The sequence below is a fragment of the Gaetbulibacter sp. M235 genome, from assembly GCF_043876835.1.
Taxonomy (GTDB): domain Bacteria; phylum Bacteroidota; class Bacteroidia; order Flavobacteriales; family Flavobacteriaceae; genus Yeosuana.
In genome coordinates this window covers 156,857-172,357 of the sequence record NZ_JBAWJZ010000004.1, presented here as the reverse complement: position 1 = coordinate 172,357, position 15,501 = coordinate 156,857, and the positions used below count along the sequence as shown (strand labels likewise).

The following is a 15,501-nucleotide window of genomic DNA, read 5'->3' as shown; positions in this document are numbered from 1 at the left end:
ATGAGTGACGACAAAACAGTAACACCAAGAGGGGCCTATCCTCATACTAAACGCGTGGGCGATTTCATATTTGTATCAGGAACTAGTTCTCGTCGCGCAGATAACACGATTGCTGGTGTAGATATTATTGATGAGATGGGAACAAAACGCTTAAATATTGAAGTTCAAACGCGTGAAGTGCTATTAAATATTGAAAAGAATCTTGCTAAAGAAGGCGCTACTTTAAAAGACGTGGTTGATGTTACATCCTTTTTAGTGAACATGAACGATTTTGCTGGTTATAATAAAGCCTACGCAGAATTTTTCAACAAAGAAACTGGACCAGCAAGAACCACAGTCGCTGTTCATCAATTACCTCATCCAGATTTAGTGGTGGAAATTAAAGTAATGGCTTATTTAAAAAAATAATTAATGAAATTATTTGCTGTTTGTCCGAAATGTAAAAATGAAATAAGTTTTAATTCTATTCACAAAACTAGAGTTGAATTTGCAATGAATGATGGAGAAACAAAAACATTAAATTGTAAAATATGTGAATATAAAAACACTTTTAAAATTAATGAATTGTATGCTAAAGAATCAAAAATTGCTCAAATAATTGCAGGACTAATATTCTTTATTGGCACTCCATTTTTGTTATTTTATGCAAAAACAATTCTTATTAAGATGGGAACATTAAAATTAACTTTGATTATTGGAAGTTTTATGTTAATTCCAGCTCTTATATATAAAACAATTTTAAAGGAGGACAGAATTAGAGTTAATACATTCAACAGAGGAAGATTAAAAAACCAATGAACATTCAAAACTACATCAACGGTCAATTTGAAAATCCTATCAATAATGAATGGTTAGATAATTATTGCCCTTCTAATGGAGACGTTTATGGACAAATACCTAATTCATCTAAAGAAGATGTAGAAAACGCCTATATTGCAGCGCAATCAGCTTTTCCTGTTTGGTCGCAAACAACCATTGAAGAACGCAGTAGAATCCTGATAAAGATTTCAGAATTATTAGAAGCCAACTTACAACGTTTTGCTGAAGCCGAAAGCAAAGACAATGGCAAGCCCATTAATTTAGCAAAGTCTATTGATATACCAAGAGCAGCAAGTAATTTTCGCTTTTTTGGAAATGCTATTACTCAATTTGCTAGTGAGAGCCATGAAAGTATTGGGCAACAAGCTATCAATTATACCTTACGTCAACCCATTGGTGTGGTAGGCTGCATTTCACCTTGGAACCTCCCACTCTATTTATTCACCTGGAAAATTGCTCCAGCTATTGCAGCAGGAAATTGTGTCGTCGCCAAACCTAGTGAAGTCACGCCAATGACGGCTTATTTACTGGGAGATATTTGTAATAAAGCTGGATTACCAAAAGGCGTTTTAAATATTGTTCACGGATTGGGAACAACTACCGGACAAGCAATAATAGAACATCCAGAAATTAAAGCGATTTCGTTTACTGGTGGCACTGCAACAGGCGCTCACATTGCAAAAGTGGCTGCACCAATGTTTAAAAAACTATCATTAGAACTTGGTGGAAAAAACCCAAATATCATTTTTGCAGATTGTGATTATGATGACATGTTAGAAACCACCGTACGTTCATCGTTTTCTAATCAAGGACAGATTTGTTTATGTGGAAGTCGAATTTTTGTTGAAACTTCTATTTATGATAAATTTAAAATAGATTTTATTGCAAAAGTTAAACAACTCAAAGTTGGACATCCGTCAGAAGAAACAACTAATATAGGTGCTTTAGTTTCTAAAGCTCATTTAGAAAAAGTACTAAACTATATTGAAATTGCTAAAATTGAAAACGGAATTGTTTTATGTGGTGGAAATAAAATCATCATTAAAGGTTTTGAAAACGGCTATTATTTAGAACCAACAGTCATTGAAGTCGCAACAGATGAGTGTATAATAAACCAAGAAGAAGTTTTTGGTCCAGTAGTTACTATTATGCCTTTTAACAGTGAAGACGAAGTTTTACAAATGGCTAATAAAGTAAAATATGGCTTATCGGCAACGTTATGGACCAATGATTTAAAATGCACTATGCGTATGAGCAATCAAATACAAGCAGGTATTGTTTGGGTAAATACTTGGATGCTAAGGGATTTAAGAACCCCCTTTGGAGGTGTAAAGGCAAGTGGCGTTGGACGTGAAGGAGGTTTTGAAGCCTTACGCTTTTTTACAGAAGCAAAAAATGTTTGTATAAAATATTAAAAATGGAGAGCTTAATTGTTAATATTTTAGATTTAATAGAACAACTAAAATTCTGGAAAAAGAAGAAAAAAAGAAGAGATTTTGAAAAAGAAAACAATCTACCAAGAAAATTAATGATTCAACCTTTAACCATTATAATTTTTATACTATTAATAGTTGTGATTGTCTTTCGATTAATAAAACATTTAAAATAAATGAACTTAAACTTAAATAACAAATACGCATTAGTCTGCGGAAGCACTCAAGGTATTGGCAAAGCAACAGCTATAGCGTTAGCGAATGAAGGAGCAAAAGTAACCTTAGTTGCCAGAAACAGAGACAAATTAAAAGAGGTATTGGCAGAATTACCAAATAATGAAAACCATGGGTTTATTGTAGCCGATTTTTCAAACCCAAGAGATTTACAAGAAAAAATAATTAAGTTTATTGATGAAAATCATGGGTTTCATATTCTTATAAACAACACTGGCGGACCAAGAAGTGGGGACATTTTAAATGCCAGTTTAGAAGAATTTGACAATGCCTTTACACAGCATTTAAAATGCAATCATGTGCTGGCACAGGCAGTTATTCCTTTTATGAAAAAAGAAGGTTTTGGTAGAATTGTAAATATTATCTCCACATCAGTTAAAGAGCCAATTCCAGGACTAGGAGTTAGCAATACCATTCGTGGAGCCGTTGGAAACTGGAGTAAAACCCTTTCAATTGAATTAGGCTCATTTGGAATCACCGTAAACAACGTGTTGCCAGGTTTTACAGAGACTGAAAGACTCACCGAAATCATTAGAATTAAAGCTAACACAGAAGGCACATCGGTGGAAGAGATGGCTGAAATAATGAAAAATTATAGTCCTGCAAAACGGTTTGCAACACCAGATGAAACAGCTAATGTTATTACGTTTCTAGCTAGCGAAGCAGCTAGTTATGTAAATGGAATTAATGTTCCAGTTGATGGTGGACGAACAAAAAGTTTGTAACTTTAGATTTTAAAAATCGCGTGAGGGATTGAAGCTAGCTACCATGTAGCGCGAAAAGCCCAACGTTTTGAAGCATCAAGCAAAAAACGGCACGCCCAAAATATTTAGCCATGAGTCATTTAGTTTCGCCTTTAAATTTTAAAGCTTGGATTGAAGAAAACCGTCATTTACTTAAACCGCCCGTTGGCAATAAAGTGGTTTGGAAAGATGGTGATTTTATTGTGATGGTTGTTGGTGGACCCAATAACAGAAAGGACTATCACTACAATGAAACACCTGAATTTTTCTATCAGGTAGAAGGTGATATTGTTTTAAAAATTATTGATAAGGGCACTCCTAAAGATGTGCATATTAAGGAAGGTGATATTTATTTATTGCCACCAAAGGTACCGCATTCGCCACAACGTGGGGCGAATACTGTTGGATTGGTTATTGAATACAAACGTCCTGAAGGCATGCGTGATGCGCTTCTTTGGTTTTGTGAAAATTGTGTTACAAAACTATATGAAGAAGATTTTACGGTTAAGAATATTGAAACGGACATGCCTAAAATTTTTGACAAATATTATGGTGATTTAGATAAAAGAACTTGCCCTAATTGTGGTAAAACCATGGAACCACCCAAAAAAGTAAAAATTGAGTAAATTTTTATGACACAAAAACTTAGAATAAACGGGCATTCACATTTATTACCTTATCCAGAAGAGATTCCAGATTTCATGCGGGAAAAAGGAATTTTTTGGGTTGATAAAGACAGGAAATTCATGCTTCAAAAGGATTGGAGTCGTCCTGTAACCGACTCAAGTTTCTTCTTACACGAAAAATTAGAGTGGATGGAGCGCTTTAAAATTGATCATGCCGTAGTTTTAAACTTATCCCAACTATATGGCAATGGCTTACGTGTTGAAGAAATGAAACAAGCGCTTCGTTTTCAAAATGATTTCAACGCTCGTATTCAGCATGATAATCCAAATAAATTTACTTGTGGTTTTGTTGTTCATCCTGGATTTGTTAGAAGTGCTTGCTGGGAAATTGAGCGTTGCGTGGAAACACATGGCTTGCAGCTATTGTGTTTACCCACACATTATATGGATACCATTGGAACATGGCGTTGTATTTTTGATGAAGAAAATGAACCTATTTTTGAATTGGCAAACAAGTTTAATCTTGCTGTAGAAATTCATCCTTATGATGGTGAAAAGTTTATAAAACTGGAGAACACCTCTTGGCGTTTTCATTTGATTTGGATGTTGGCACAATGTGCTGATGCCTATCATTTTTTAACCTTAAATGGGTATCAGGAAAAATATCCTAACATGCGTACTTGTTTTGCTCATGGCGGACAACTGGCTCAAATTAATTTAGGAAGACGTATTCAAGGTTTTGATGGCAGACCCGATTTGTTCGAAGGCAAACATCACCCAAGAAAAGCGGTAGGGCATAAAAATATATTTTTTGACACGTTAGTACACGATACTGGTTCATTGGAATTATTGATAAAAAACCAAGGGTCAAAACAGGTTATTATGGGATTAGATGACCCTTATCCTTTGGGCGAAATGGAAAGCATTAAACAATCATCGTACCCAGGAAAAATATTAGATCTTGCCATGGAACGTCATATCATTTCAGAAGATGAGCGTGATGCTATCTGGCAGGACAATGTAATACAATGGCTTTGTGGAGATGATGAAACAGCAAAACAAAAGTTACTTAACAGAATACTATCCTAATGCATTTTATACCTGAAGAATTAGATAACTATGTTGTGGCCCATTCTGAAGATGAACCAGAATTACTTCAAGAATTAACCAGGGAAACCTTCCAGAAGATATTACAACCACGCATGTTAAGTGGCCATTATCAAGGCAGGGTTTTAAGCATGATTTCTAAATTAGTGCATCCAAAAAATATTTTGGAAATTGGAACTTATACAGGTTATTCGGCACTATGTCTGGCAGAAGGCATGCAAAAAGATGGTGAACTTCACACTATTGATATCAACGAAGAACTAGAAGATTTTCAGCGTAAATATTTTGACAAATCATTATTTGGAAAACAAATAATCCAGCATTTAGGGAATGCATTAGAAATAATTCCGAAACTTGATAAAACTTTTGACCTAATTTTCATTGATGCCGATAAAGATAATTATCCAGCTTATTTTAAAATTATAATAGACAAATTAAATACTGGTGGCATTATTTTATCTGATAATGTGTTGTGGAGTGGAAAAGTTATAGAACCTTTAAATCCTGATGATACGTCTACAAAAGCATTATTAGAATACAATATTTTGCTAAAAGAAGATAAAAGAGTGGAAACCGTTGTATTACCAATAAGAGATGGTTTGACAATAAGCAGAAAAAAATAATTCTATAATTTTCTTTTTACAGAACCTGTAAAATCGCCAATATCGTCCTTAACCCTATCGAGTTGCTTTTTAACGTCGTCAACTACACTGGTATCAATTCCGTTTTTTTCAGCACTTTTTGTGATTTCGCTTTTTATGTCGTTTGTTGCATCTTTAAGAGTTCGCATACCTTTTCCAAGGCCACGAGCAATCTCAGGAATTTTATCTGCACCAAAAACCATAACTACAATAAATAGTATGAATGCTATTTCTGCACCACTTATAAATAAAAATGTAGAATGATGTATCATGATACAAATATAGTAAGTGTTTGACTAGAATAAAAAAAGCCGACTATAAAAAATCGGCTTTAATTGTTAATTTTTTAGTTAATTTTTAACTTTGTCTTTAAACTTATCAAAATCACTCTGCTTAATTTCTTTTGGCCAAGAATTATTAGAGGTATCAACATCTGCAGTTTCTAAATCTGGATCCACAACAATACTAACTATCTCTTTTTCAGAAGCTATGGTTCTACTCACTTCATTATCATTTAATCTCCAAATTTGTGCTGGATACGTTTCTCTTTTAGTTGTTCCATCTGCATATGTGTATTCTGCAATAATAGGCATCACTAATCCACCTGGCTTATTAAAAGTAACACTATAGAAATATTTTGGACTCTTAATATTTTTGCGTTCAGCCTCTGTAAAGTTATCCATTAAATATTCTTTCAAACTCTTTGAAGCCTCAACAGGATCTGAATTACGCATACTTTCATCAAAATCTTCGCTTCCTTCTTCAACCAAATACACAAAATCTTGAGTATTTACATTGAACCTTTTATATCTTTCTAACAATCTTTCACCTTCAGCATTAGGTTTAGAAGATACATAATATTTTTTTACTTCCTTAATCCCTATGTCAACCCAATCTGTTGTATAAAACCATCCTCTCCAAAACCAATCTAAATCTACAGCTGAAGCATCTTCCATAGTCCTAAAGAAATCTTCAGGCGTAGGGTGTTTAAACATCCATCTGTGTGCATATTCTCTAAAAGAATAATCAAACAAATCATGTCCCATGATTGTTTCTCTTAAAATATTTAAAGCCGTAGCAGGTTTTCCATAGGCATTATTTCCAAATTGATAGGCATTTAAACCTTTGGTCATAATTGGGGCAATAAAATCCTGATTTCCTCCCATATAAGGCACAATCATACGAGCAGGTCCGCGATCAGAAGGGTAATTTTTATGCCCTGGAGACAAAGCTTCTGGATATTTTTTTCCAAAATCTTGCTCTGCAACATACTGAACAAAAGTATTTAACCCTTCATCCATCCATGTCCATTGACGCTCATCACTATTTATAATCATTGGGAAAAAGTTATGACCTACTTCATGGGTAATAACTCCTATCATTCCATATTTTACACGATCGCTGTAAGTACCATCTTTTTCTGGTCTTCCATAATTCCAGCAAATCATTGGATATTCCATACCTTGCTGTTTAGCATGTACAGAAATTGCTTTGTGGTATGGATAATCAAAAGTCATTCTAGAGTATGATTCTAAAGTATTGGCAACCGTTCTTGTTGACCATTGTTCCCAAAGCGGATTTCCTTCTTTTGGATATAACGAGACAGCCATAATATCTTTACCTCCTATTTTAACTGCCATCATGTCCCAAATAAATTTTCTTGAAGTTGTAAATCCAAAATCGCGAACATTTTCGGCATACATTTTCCATGTTTTTGTCTCTTTTGAAAATCCTTTTTCAGCAGCTTCTGCTTCAGCTTGAGTAACAATTATAACAGGTTTATCATATGATTTTTTTGCTTCTTCATAACGTTGAAGCATGGTTTTAGAAAAAACCTCTTTTCTATTCATTAATTTGCCTGTTCCATCTAAAATATGGTCTGCAGGAACTGTAATATTTACTTCAAAATTTCCAAACGGTAAGGCAAATTCATCTCTACCCCAAAACTGAGAGTTTTGCCATCCTTCAACATCATTATATACGGCCATTCTTGGATAAAACTGAGCAATAACATAAGCTCTATTTCCATCCTCAGGAAAATATTCATACCCAGAACGTGCTCTATCAACTAAATGGTCATTTATTTTGTACCACCATTTAATTGAAAACGAAAATTGTTCTCCACTTTTTAATGGCACAGGCAATTCAACACGCATCATTGTTCTGTTAATAGTATGTGCTAAATCACTTCCCTTTGTATCTTTTACTTCTAAAATATTGAATCCACCATCAAAAGGTTCTTTCATGTAAGTGCTTACAAAATTTGAGGCTGATGTTGCTGGCCTGTAACCTTCTCCTTCTATTAGTGGTGATTTTGAATCTTTAGCTCTCTTATTTTGGTCAAGTTGAACCCAAAGATATGTAAGTACATCAGGAGATTTATTTGTATAAGTGATTGTTTCATTGCCTGATAATTTTGTGTTTTCATCATCTAATACAACATCCATTTTGTAATCTGCTTGTTGCTGATAGTATGCAGGTCCAGGTGCTCCAGAGGCAGTTCTAAACATATTTGGAGTCGAAAACTCATCGTATAACTGTTTGAATTTGTTGTTGTTGGTGTGACCTGTTTTAGGCTTTGTTTGGTCTTGACTTTGTTCTTGAGCAAATATCCCTCCAGAAATTAAGATGAAGGATAGAAAGTAAAAAATAGATTTTTTCATTATTGACTTTAAAGTTAATGCATCGATTTCACCTTTTAACAAACAATTTTTGAATTATTTATTGAAAAGCGTTCGAAAATAATGAAATAATATATCTATTTACGTTTTTTTAATTAAAATTTAACAAAGCTTTTTTATTACCTTGATTAAGTAAAAAACTTTTTTGTTTAGCGTTAATTTTTGTCTTAACCATATTTTGTTGTTCATCATATAAATCGAACAAAACTTGATTGGTAATTTCTATGGAATTTATTTTTTTCACCTTATCAATCTCAATGTAACATTGCATAATATCCATATCATATTCCTTTCCAATAAAAATTAAGTTCATGTCTTTACCATTAATATTGACCTTAATCTTATCTTTTAAATAGGCTTCTATGTATTTGTCAACACTTTGTGATTCATTTTTTCCTCCTAAAACTAAATTTTCATCATATCGCTCACGCAATACTTTTTCAAAATCATCAATAAATATGCGAGTTGTTAACTGTACAGATTGTTTTTTCTCAATAAAATCTACTTCTGTAACACTTATATAATATTTATGAAAGCTTGTAAATGCTAATAAAGGTATTAAAGCTATTAATAGAACAATTTGTATTTTTTTCATTTTTCTTAGTTAACTAAATGGTTTTTCAAAAGTAATTTATTTTAACTGGTCAAAAAGTATTCCAAAAAATTAATCTTTAGTTGTTTTTAAATTTTCCAAATACTGTCTATACTTCATTCTTAAGAAGATTAATATATTAAAATCGGTTTGGTTTTTACAATGTTTTACAAAATTTTCATCATCTGCACAGAAATAGAAAAAATCCATTACCATATCATCTTCTAAAGGGTTTGACATTAAAAAATCTTTTGATAAACGTGATTTAATGCTATACATGAGTTCTTCTTTAGCTTCAATTTCAACGCGCTGCTTTAGCATTTTTGTTCTTCCTGAAATCCCATTCAATATTGGATTTAATGGCAAGCCGCCGCCTAAAAGACCCAAAAGCATTTTTGGTTTAAATTCTCCTGCCTCACTTAACCTTCTTTCGCTTTGAGTTGCAGGCTTGCCTGTATAACCCGGAATTCCAACATCAAAAAAATTTATTGGAGGTTCTCCTTCTGTATTATTAATGTCTGAAAGTAAATCACCGGTTAAAATTTTACCAACTGTAACTTCGTCCAATTGATTAACCTGTTCTTCTAAATTGACTTCGATTGTTTTTTTATTAATTATTTCTTCATCAACAACAATTGCTTTTAATTGGGTTTGAATAGAGCTAAAAACAATGGTATCATTGAGTTTTGCTTTAATTACAAAATCTCCAATCTTACTTGTAATTGTATAAGCTTTTGCTGTTTTATTGATTACATGAATATTTTCGACGTCGACGCTACTTTTAATTTTACCTTGAATTTCAACAGTTTGAGAAACCAATGATTGACAATAAACTAAAAATAAAAGAATTAATAAATATTTAATTTTTGTCATTATTAGATTCTAAAAACAATTTACGCTGTTCAATTAAATACTCGATAAGTTTTAGTTCGTTTTCAGGTTTAAACAACTCTTGATTGATTTCTTTTGATTCTAAAAAGGCGATAAAAGATGGGACTTCACTTTCAGGCAAATTAAATATCCGACTAATCTTTGAAGGTGAATAAACATCCAACAATTCTTTTTGCTTTTCGTCCTTCAACTTTTCATTTGAATTTCTCGCCTTCTTTTTGGGTTTAAATATCAACTTAGATATTTCAACAAAATTGACTCCATTGTATATTTGCCCTTTGTTCACGGTTTTGTTTAAAGCATCTTCAACAACAGTGTTATCGAAAGCTTTATCTACATATTCTAAAGCTCCCATATTACCAACATCAATTGTAATTAAAGGCATATTTACAACTTTGTCTATATCTGTATCTAAGTTTCCAGAAAGTCCATAGGATAATAAAACCGCTCCTAGTTGGTTAACCTGTTCTATTAAGTAAATTTTCAATTGTTTTGCAGCAATTACAAATTTATCAACAGTAACTATGGTTGGTTTAAATTGAAGTGCTGAAATTTCAATGCGATCGTTTAGGGAAACTTCAATAACAAATTCGCCTTTTTCATTACTAATTGCTCCTTTGTTTGATGATGTATTAAAAATGGTAACACCTTCAACATCCTGATTTTCTGAAAGTATAATCCCATTAATTTTAATGCGTTCATTATTTTGACTCCAGACAAAAGTCAAAGAAGAGATAAATACTATATAAAGTAAAAGTTTTTTCATCAACATCTATTAAAGATATAAAGAACGAACATCATTTCTTAAATTAAATGAAATAAGAGTTTAAAATTTTGTTAAACATTTCAATTAATTACATTTACAAAAAACAAAATTTCAATGAAAAACATATTTATTGCCAGTACCTCAACGCTATATGGAAGTGATTATTTAGAATATATATTGGATGAATTAAAGGTGTTTTTCAAAGATGCCAATAGTATTCTTTTTATTCCTTATGCAAGGCCAAGTGGCATTTCACACGATGATTACACCAATAAAGTTAAGGATTCCTTTTCTAAAATAAGAAAAACTGTTGTTGGTATTCATACTTTTGATGATCCAATTGAAGCCATTAATAAAGCTGAAGGCATTTTTGTTGGTGGCGGAAATACATTTGTTTTACTAAATCAGCTTTACAAACATAATCTTATTACTACCTTAAAAAATGCTGTCACCAATGGAACTCCCTATTTAGGAACAAGTGCCGGAAGCAATATTTGTGGACTTACAATAAAAAACACTAACGATATGCCCATTGTATATCCGCCAAGTTTTAATGCCTTAGGATTGGTGCCATTTAATTTGAACCCACATTTTTTAGATTCAAATACAACTATAAAACATATGGGAGAAACCAGGGAAACTCGTATTAAAGAATTTCACAGTTTTAATACGCAGCCAGTAATTGGTTTAAGAGAAGGATCTTGGTTATTAGTTAAAGGTGATTCAATCATTTTGAAGGGTACTCTCACTGCTCGTATTTTTGAACATGAAAAAATTCCATATGAAGTAAAGCCCGAAACAGAACTTAATACGCTAAAATAGAAAAAGCCTAATCAAACGATTAGGCTTTTTTTTGAGCGGGAGACCGGGTTCGAACCGGCGACATTCAGCTTGGAAGGCTGACGCTCTACCAACTGAGCTACTCCCGCCTTTTCAATGCAAATATAAAGAATCTATTTGTTCATTTCCAATTCTAAAATACAGAAAAATTTAAAAAATAAAAACGCCTTGAATTTCAAGGCGTTTCATTTACTCGAGTGACTAATTCAAATAAATATAAATACACTAATTATTTATCTAAAGCTTCTTTAATAACGGACAAAGCTTCAAGGGCATTTGACAACTCTGCATATTTTAAAGCAGTCAGGCCTTGATCTGATTTTGCTTTTAAGTTTACACCCTTAGAGATTAAAAGCTGTAAAATTTCTACTCTGTTAAATCTTGCTGCATACATAACAGGAGTCATTCCATCAGACTTTCCATGAATATCTGCTCCTAAATCAATTAGCTTTTTCACAGTTTCAAAATCTCCTTTGACAATTGACAGACAAAACGGGCTTACTTTAAATACAGATTCTGTATGATAACTTACAGGACTGACAGGCTTGGCACTAACAGTTACGATTGATAAACATAACGCGATTGTTGAAATAATGATTGTTTTTTTCATGATGAAAGATTTTAATTTGTTTATTGATTCGTTTTTTGATGTATTATAAAGACGATGCCTTTTAAAATCTGTTACACAAAAAAACTATTAATAACATTTATTTAACATTTTGGTTTCTTCAAACAAAATGTGTTTTTTGTTATTATTTTATTAAAAAAAGCTTTTATAAATAAGCAATTCGGAAAGCTCTTTTCTGCATTTTCTTATTAAACTTCTTTATCTTTGAAGTGTATTAAAAACACCTTAAAAATGAATAAAAAAGTGATCTTAATGATTCTTGACGGTTGGGGAAAATCTCCCGACCCTAAAGTATCGGCTATCGATAATGCAAACACACCTTTTATAGATTCTCTTTATACCAAATACCCAAATGCTTCCTTAAGAACAGACGGATTACATGTTGGATTGCCTGAAGGACAAATGGGTAATAGTGAAGTTGGACATATGAACCTTGGTGCTGGAAGAATAGTTTATCAGGATTTGGTTAAAGTAAATCTTGCTGTTAAAAATAAAACCCTAAACAATGAAAAAGTACTGGTTGATGCTTTTAAATATGCCAAAGAAAACAACAAGGATGTTCATTTCCTTGGACTTTTAAGTGATGGTGGAGTACATTCACACATTACACACTTATTTGGTTTGTTGGAAGCTGCAAATAATTTTGGTTTAACAAAAACATACGTTCATGCCTTTACTGATGGTCGTGATGTTGACCCAAAATCTGGTTATGGCTTTTTAACAGCTTTAGAAGAGCAGTTGGAAAAAACAAACAGCAAACTAGCTACTGTTACAGGCCGTTATTATGCCATGGATAGAGATAAACGTTGGGAACGTGTTAAACTGGCTTATGATGCCATGGTGAATGGCATTGGAGAATTCTCAACAAATGTGACTGATTCTATTGAATCAAATTACAAAAACGATATCACAGATGAATTTATCAAGCCAATTATTATGGTTGATGAAAACAACGAACCCGTTGCAAAAATTAAAGATGGTGATGTAGTCATATTTTTTAACTTCAGAACAGATCGTGGTCGTGAGTTAACAGAAGCACTATCACAAAAAGATTTTCATGAGCAAAACATGCATAAATTGAATTTATATTATGTTACGCTTACAAATTATGATGAAAGTTTTAAAAACGTAAACGTTGTTTTCAATAAAGATAACTTAACAGAAACTTTAGGTGAAGTATTGGAAAAACACAATAAAAAACAAATAAGGATTGCGGAAACTGAAAAATATCCACACGTAACTTTTTTCTTTTCAGGCGGTCAAGAAACTCCTTTCAAAGGAGAAACTCGAATTTTGAGAAACTCACCAAAAGTTGCCACTTACGATTTAAAACCAGAGATGAGTGCTTACGAATTACGTGATGCTTTGGTACCAGAATTACAAAAAGGAGATGTTGATTTTGTATGTTTAAATTTTGCAAATGGTGACATGGTTGGACATACTGGAGTTATGGAAGCTGCCATTAAAGCATGTGAAGCTGTCGATATTTGTGTGAAAGACGTGGTTACAACTGCACTTGAAAATGATTACACAACCATTTTAATTGCCGATCATGGAAATTGTGAAACCATGATAAATCCAGATGGCTCACCAAACACAGCACACACAACAAATCCAGTACCAGTTATTTTAATTGATAAAGAATTAAAGCATGTTGAGGATGGTGTTTTAGGAGATATCGCACCAACAATTCTAAAGCTTATGGGAATAGAACAACCTGAAGCTATGACAAGACATTCTTTAATTTAAAATACATCAAAAAAAAATTATTGTACATTTACATCAACCAAATGTAAATTTTCAATGAATTTAAACGATAAGCTTATTATTGCTGTTGATTTTGATGGAACCATTGTTGAAGATGCTTATCCTAGTATTGGAAAGCCAATAATTTTTGCTTTTGAAACTTTAAAAAAACTACAGGAAAATGGCCATAGACTTATTTTATGGACCTATAGGTATGGAGATAAACTAGAAGATGCCGTTAAATTTTGTAATGATAACGGCGTCTTTTTTTATGCAGTAAACAGTAGTTTTCCTGAAGAACAATTTGACCATAACATGAGTAGAAAAATCCATGCAGATTTATTTATCGATGACAGAAATGTTGGAGGTTTTATAGGTTGGGGAGAAATATATCAAATGCTTATTGGCTCAACCGAAAATCTTCCAAAAGAAAACAAAAAGAAAAGTTTTTTTAATTTTTTTAAATAATCAAATCAATTCAAAATAAGCTCTTTCAATACTTTCTCTATGATCTGGGTGTGCAATGTTCACTAAAGCTTTCACTCTATCTTTTATAGTTTTACCATACAAATTAGCAATTCCATATTCTGTAATGATATAATGAACATGTGCCCGAGTAGTAACAATTCCTGCACCCGATTTTAAAGAAGGTACAATTCTACTGATTCCAGATTTGGTTATAGATGGCAATGCTATAATTGCTTTTCCTCCTTCACTTAAAGAGGCTCCTCGTATAAAATCCATTTGACCCCCTACGCCAGAATATATTTTTGAACCCATTGAATCGGCACAGACTTGTCCTGTTAAATCTACTTCTATAGCAGAATTTATGGCAACCATTCTAGGGTTTTGTTTAATAATTGATATGTCATTCACATAATCGGATGCTCTTAACTCAACAAAAGGGTTATCATCTACATAATCATACAAACGTTTTGAACCCATTAAAAATGTAGCTAATGCACGCCCTGGATTCACTTTTTTATAATTGCCATTAATAACATTTTTCAAAATAAGATCAATAACCCCATCAGAAAACATTTCGGTGTGCAACCCTAAATCTTTATGATTTGAAAGACGAGATAATACAGCATTAGGAATCACTCCAACACCCATTTGAAGTGTGCTTCTGTCTTCAATTAAACTGGCAACATAATCGCCAATTTTATTTTCAAGCTCAGTTGAAACAGGCATATCATGAGTTGGTATGGGCGTATCACATTCAACAAACAAGTCTATTTCTTTGTAATGAATAATTCCATCGCCATGGGTTCTTGGCATTTGAGGATTGATTTGAGCTATAACAATTTTAGCATTTTCTATAGCTGCCAAAGTAGCTTCAATCGAAACGCCTAAAGAACAATACCCATGCTTATCTGGCACTGAAACATGAATTAAAGCCACATCAAGCGGTAAAATGTTCCTTTTAAACAATAAGGGCAATTCACTTAAAAACACTGGCGTGTACGAACCGTTTCCTGCTGCCAATGTATGACGAACATTATTGCCTACAAAAAAAGAATTAACATGAAAACTATCTCTCAATTCAGGATTTGCGTAAGGTGCATTTCCTTCAATATGTAAATGACAAACCTCAACATTTCTCAACTCTTCGTGTCGTTGAGTCATAGCATTAATTAACAGTTGAGGTGCAGCTGCAGCAGCTTGAACATAAACCCTATCATTTGATTTAATAGCTTTTACAGCCTCTTCTGCTTTAACGATTTTATACATTACTATTGGTATTTAGCAAC

18 protein-coding genes and 1 tRNA gene are annotated in these 15,501 nt (G+C 32.7%); 11 read left to right on the top strand and 8 right to left on the bottom strand.

The features are described from left to right. The 8 genes from V8G69_RS08205 to V8G69_RS08170 all read left to right on the top strand — a co-directional run bounded on the left by V8G69_RS08205 (position 1) and on the right by V8G69_RS08170 (position 5,585). Entirely contained in the window at positions 1-408 is a 408-nt protein-coding gene (locus tag V8G69_RS08205; protein ID WP_394881351.1) for a RidA family protein, read from the top strand. Positions 409-411: 3 nt separating this feature from the next. Continuing rightward, positions 412-798 (top strand): hypothetical protein, encoded by a 387-nt coding sequence (locus V8G69_RS08200; RefSeq protein WP_394881350.1) that lies wholly within the window; start codon positions 412-414, stop codon positions 796-798. Continuing rightward, positions 795-2,234: an aldehyde dehydrogenase gene (locus tag V8G69_RS08195; protein WP_394881349.1), complete on the top strand. Its 1,440-nt coding sequence runs from the start codon at positions 795-797 to the stop codon at positions 2,232-2,234. Before V8G69_RS08200 ends, V8G69_RS08195 begins: the two co-directional genes overlap by 4 nt. 2 nt (positions 2,235-2,236) lie before the next feature. After that, positions 2,237-2,428 (top strand): hypothetical protein, encoded by a 192-nt coding sequence (locus V8G69_RS08190; protein ID WP_394881348.1) that lies wholly within the window; start codon positions 2,237-2,239, stop codon positions 2,426-2,428. Then, on the top strand, positions 2,429-3,211 hold the full coding sequence (locus V8G69_RS08185) for an SDR family oxidoreductase (RefSeq protein WP_394881347.1): 783 nt from the start codon (positions 2,429-2,431) through the stop codon (positions 3,209-3,211). A 110-nt stretch (positions 3,212-3,321) separates the two neighbouring features. After that, positions 3,322-3,855, top strand: a complete 534-nt coding sequence (locus V8G69_RS08180) for a 3-hydroxyanthranilate 3,4-dioxygenase (protein ID WP_394881346.1) — start codon at positions 3,322-3,324, stop codon at positions 3,853-3,855. Between the two features lie 6 nt (positions 3,856-3,861). After that, entirely contained in the window at positions 3,862-4,944 is a 1,083-nt protein-coding gene (locus tag V8G69_RS08175) for an amidohydrolase family protein (protein ID WP_394881345.1), read from the top strand. Next, on the top strand, positions 4,944-5,585 hold the full coding sequence (locus V8G69_RS08170; RefSeq protein WP_394881344.1) for an O-methyltransferase: 642 nt from the start codon (positions 4,944-4,946) through the stop codon (positions 5,583-5,585). The genes V8G69_RS08175 and V8G69_RS08170 overlap by 1 nt, the downstream gene beginning before the upstream one ends. A 2-nt stretch (positions 5,586-5,587) precedes the next feature. Here the strand turns inward: V8G69_RS08170 and V8G69_RS08165 are convergent, their stop codons facing one another. The 5 genes from V8G69_RS08165 to V8G69_RS08145 all read right to left on the bottom strand — a co-directional run bounded on the left by V8G69_RS08165 (position 5,588) and on the right by V8G69_RS08145 (position 10,533). Next, positions 5,588-5,875 carry a twin-arginine translocase TatA/TatE family subunit gene (locus V8G69_RS08165; RefSeq protein ID WP_394881343.1) on the bottom strand — a complete coding sequence of 96 codons (288 nt, stop codon included), beginning with the start codon at positions 5,873-5,875 and terminating at the stop codon, positions 5,588-5,590. A gap of 78 nt (positions 5,876-5,953) precedes the next feature. After that, complete coding sequence (locus tag V8G69_RS08160; protein ID WP_394881342.1) at positions 5,954-8,266, bottom strand: M1 family metallopeptidase; 2,313 nt, start codon at positions 8,264-8,266, stop codon at positions 5,954-5,956. 109 nt (positions 8,267-8,375) lie between these two features. Beyond that, on the bottom strand, positions 8,376-8,879 hold the full coding sequence (locus tag V8G69_RS08155; RefSeq protein WP_394881341.1) for a DUF6702 family protein: 504 nt from the start codon (positions 8,877-8,879) through the stop codon (positions 8,376-8,378). A 69-nt stretch (positions 8,880-8,948) separates the two neighbouring features. After that, a complete protein-coding gene (locus V8G69_RS08150; RefSeq protein WP_394881340.1) occupies positions 8,949-9,749 on the bottom strand; it encodes a hypothetical protein in 801 nt (266 codons plus the stop codon). After that, positions 9,736-10,533 (bottom strand): hypothetical protein, encoded by a 798-nt coding sequence (locus V8G69_RS08145; RefSeq protein ID WP_394881339.1) that lies wholly within the window; start codon positions 10,531-10,533, stop codon positions 9,736-9,738. Before V8G69_RS08145 ends, V8G69_RS08150 begins: the two co-directional genes overlap by 14 nt. A gap of 114 nt (positions 10,534-10,647) precedes the next feature. Here V8G69_RS08145 and pepE point away from each other — a divergent pair, with 114 nt between their 5' ends. Next, a complete protein-coding gene (gene pepE, locus V8G69_RS08140) occupies positions 10,648-11,355 on the top strand; it encodes a dipeptidase PepE (RefSeq protein ID WP_394881338.1) in 708 nt (235 codons plus the stop codon). Positions 11,356-11,389: 34 nt separating this feature from the next. Here the strand turns inward: pepE and V8G69_RS08135 are convergent. After that, a tRNA-Gly gene (locus V8G69_RS08135) sits at positions 11,390-11,462 on the bottom strand. Positions 11,463-11,602: 140 nt separating this feature from the next. Then, the gene (locus V8G69_RS08130; RefSeq protein WP_394881337.1) at positions 11,603-11,983 is read right to left on the bottom strand and encodes an ankyrin repeat domain-containing protein; all 381 of its coding nucleotides are present in this window, start codon (positions 11,981-11,983) and stop codon (positions 11,603-11,605) included. 249 nt (positions 11,984-12,232) lie between these two features. Here V8G69_RS08130 and gpmI point away from each other — a divergent pair, with 249 nt between their 5' ends. Both gpmI and V8G69_RS08120 read left to right on the top strand, forming a co-directional pair. After that, positions 12,233-13,750, top strand: coding sequence for a 2,3-bisphosphoglycerate-independent phosphoglycerate mutase (gene gpmI, locus V8G69_RS08125; protein ID WP_394881336.1), 1,518 nt, complete (start codon positions 12,233-12,235; stop codon positions 13,748-13,750). 54 nt (positions 13,751-13,804) lie between these two features. After that, positions 13,805-14,215 (top strand): BT0820 family HAD-type phosphatase, encoded by a 411-nt coding sequence (locus V8G69_RS08120; protein ID WP_394881335.1) that lies wholly within the window; start codon positions 13,805-13,807, stop codon positions 14,213-14,215. On the opposite strand, the gene V8G69_RS08115 is transcribed toward V8G69_RS08120, so the two are convergent. Further along, positions 14,216-15,481 carry an acetyl-CoA hydrolase/transferase family protein gene (locus tag V8G69_RS08115; protein WP_394881334.1) on the bottom strand — a complete coding sequence of 422 codons (1,266 nt, stop codon included), beginning with the start codon at positions 15,479-15,481 and terminating at the stop codon, positions 14,216-14,218. Positions 15,482-15,501 lie beyond the last annotated feature (20 nt).